We start from the raw sequence: 2,547 nt of genomic DNA on the forward strand, positions 1-2,547 counted from the left end.
AGCTGATCAGGTCGGCATCGGCGCTGAAATCAACAGCGGGAGCAGCGGTCTGGGGCATTGCGGAGGGGCTGGTCCCGCGAGCAAACCAGGCCGCGGCAGGGGCGCCAAGGGCAAGCTGGACGGACTTTCAGGCGGCCCTGAGGCCCCAGGAGAGCTGGTCAAAGCAGGGACGACCTCAGACCGTCGCAGCCTGCTTCTCGGTGCCCTGCGCCTTCAGCACCTCTTCGAGACCGGCCAGATCCTCATCGGTGATCTTGGTCTGCATCGGGCAGTGCTTGGGGCCGCACATCGAGCAGAACTCGGCCTGCTTGTAGATGTCGGCGGGAAGGGTCTCATCGTGATACTCCTTGGCCCGCTCCGGATCCAGGCTGAGCTCGAACTGCCTGTTCCAGTCGAAGGCGTAGCGGGCGCGGCTGAGCTCGTCGTCGCGATCGCGGGCACCGGGGCGGTGGCGGGCGATGTCGGCGGCGTGGGCGGCGATCTTGTAAGCGATCAGGCCCTCACGCACGTCTTCGGCGTTGGGCAGGCCGAGGTGCTCCTTGGGGGTCACATAGCAGAGCATCGCCGTGCCGTGCCAGCCGGCCAGGGCAGCACCGATGGCACTGGTGATGTGGTCGTAGCCGGGGGCGATGTCGGTCACCAGCGGGCCGAGCACATAGAAGGGCGCCTCGCTGCACTCCTCCATCTGCTTTTTGACGTTGAACTCGATCTGGTCCATCGGCACATGGCCCGGACCCTCCACCATCACCTGGATGTCGTGCTCCCAGGCGCGGCGGGTGAGCTGACCCAGCGTTTTCAGTTCGGCCAGCTGGGCGGCATCGGAGGCGTCGTGCTGGCAGCCGGGGCGCAGGGAATCGCCCAGGGAAAAGCTGCAGTCGTAGCGCTTGAAGATCTCGATGATGTCATCGAAGCGCGTGAACAGCGGATTCTGCTTGTGGTGATAGAGCATCCACTGGGCCAGGATGCCGCCGCCCCGGCTCACGATGCCGGTGAGGCGACCCTTCACCAGGGGCAGGTGCTCAATCAGCAGGCCGGCGTGGATCGTCTGGTAATCAACGCCCTGCTGGCAGTGCTTCTCAATGATGTGCAGGAAGTCGTCGGCGTCGAGCTTCTCGATCGAGCCGTGCACGCTCTCCAGCGCCTGATACACGGGCACAGTGCCGATCGGCACGGTTGAGGCGTTGATGATGGCCGTGCGCACCTCATCGAGGTTGACGCCGCCGGTGGAGAGATCCATCACCGTGTCGGCGCCGTACTTCACCGCCAGTCGCAGCTTGGCCACCTCCTCATCCAGATCGGAGGCGTTGGGGGAAGCACCGATGTTGGCATTCACCTTGCAGCGGCTGGCGATGCCGATCGCCATCGGCTCCAGGTTGGTGTGGTTGATGTTGGCAGGGATGATCATCCGGCCCCGGGCCACCTCCTCCATCACCAGCGATTCGGGCAGGTTCTCCCGCTTGGCCACAAAGGCCATCTCCTCGGTGATCACACCCTGGCGGGCGTAGTGCATCTGCGACACGTTGGCGTCGCCGCGACGCTTCTCAATCCAGGCGCTGCGCATGATCGACTCGAGAAAGTGGGCTTTCGGACCGGGGGCCGCTGGGAGGGGAGGGCACAGCTCCGGATCCGGGCGCCACCGGGACCGATCGGACCGCGGTTGCATTCGGGACACTTCCCTGCGCCGGCATGACCCGGATCAGGTTCGGAGGGTGTGATCTCAGCCGGGGCCAGAGGAGCGCTGCCCTTGGGGAAGCGTTCTCGGGCCGGGCACCCCTAGCGAGGATCAGAACCTAGCAAGACTGAACGAGATCGCCGTTTCAGCCCTGAAGGCCATTCAGGGCCGCAGCCACCACCCGATGGTCGGCGTCCTGCTGCAGACCGATCAGCGCCTGACGTGCCGCCTCGGCGCTCTCCACCAGACCAGGACTGGCGGCAGCATCCCTGACGACGCGGCCCAGGATCTCAGCCCCGCCCACGCGCACGCTGCCATCGGCATCGGAAATGGCCATCCGGGCCAGCTCGAGCAGCAGCCTGGGATCGATCCCAGGCTGCTCCGCCAGGGCCGAGAGGATGCTGCAGCGCACCAGCCACTGGTCGTCAGCGGCGAACGACTGCCGCAGCAGCGGCCAGGCCCGCTCCACTCCATAGCTGGCCAGGGCGTTGGCCGCCTCGGCGCGCACGTTGGCATCCTCGTCGCCCCTGAGGGCCGCCGTCAGCGCCTCCCAGCCGGCCTCGTTGCGCTTCAGCCCAAGGCCAGCACAGCTGATCGAGCGGACGATGAACGGCTCCTGTTCCAGGCCCAGCAGCAGCAGCGGCACGGCCTGCTCCGCCTCCAGCCGCCGCAACTCCACCAGGGCCGGCAGGGCGCGGGATGGATCACCGGAGACGATGGCCTGGCGAATCTCCTCGGGGTTCAGGCCAGCCGGGCTGGTGGAGTCTGAATCAGCCATGGCCTGGGCTCAGGGTTGGGGTGGCTTCACCCTCCCACGCCGTTCGCGCGACCGCTGCCAGGGAGCTGAGGCGGGGGGGGGGGGGGGGGGGGGGGGG

2 protein-coding genes and 1 riboswitch are annotated in these 2,547 nt (G+C 67.1%); both genes read right to left on the reverse strand.

What is annotated here, in order from left to right; translation table 11 throughout:
- Nucleotides 1–175 precede the first annotated feature (175 nt).
- Nucleotides 176–1,561, reverse strand: a complete 1,386-nt coding sequence (thiC, locus tag KQ297_RS04405; RefSeq protein WP_259738349.1) for a phosphomethylpyrimidine synthase ThiC — start codon at nucleotides 1,559–1,561, stop codon at nucleotides 176–178.
- Nucleotides 1,562–1,656: 95 nt separating this feature from the next.
- Nucleotides 1,657–1,785: riboswitch (TPP riboswitch) on the reverse strand.
- A gap of 32 nt (nucleotides 1,786–1,817) precedes the next feature.
- Nucleotides 1,818–2,450 (reverse strand): HEAT repeat domain-containing protein, encoded by a 633-nt coding sequence (locus tag KQ297_RS04410; RefSeq protein WP_259738350.1) that lies wholly within the window; start codon nucleotides 2,448–2,450, stop codon nucleotides 1,818–1,820.
- Between the last annotated feature and the right edge of the window lie 97 nt (nucleotides 2,451–2,547).

Source organism: Synechococcus sp. CS-205, assembly GCF_025128255.1.
Classification (GTDB): Bacteria; Cyanobacteriota; Cyanobacteriia; order PCC-6307; family Cyanobiaceae; genus Regnicoccus_A.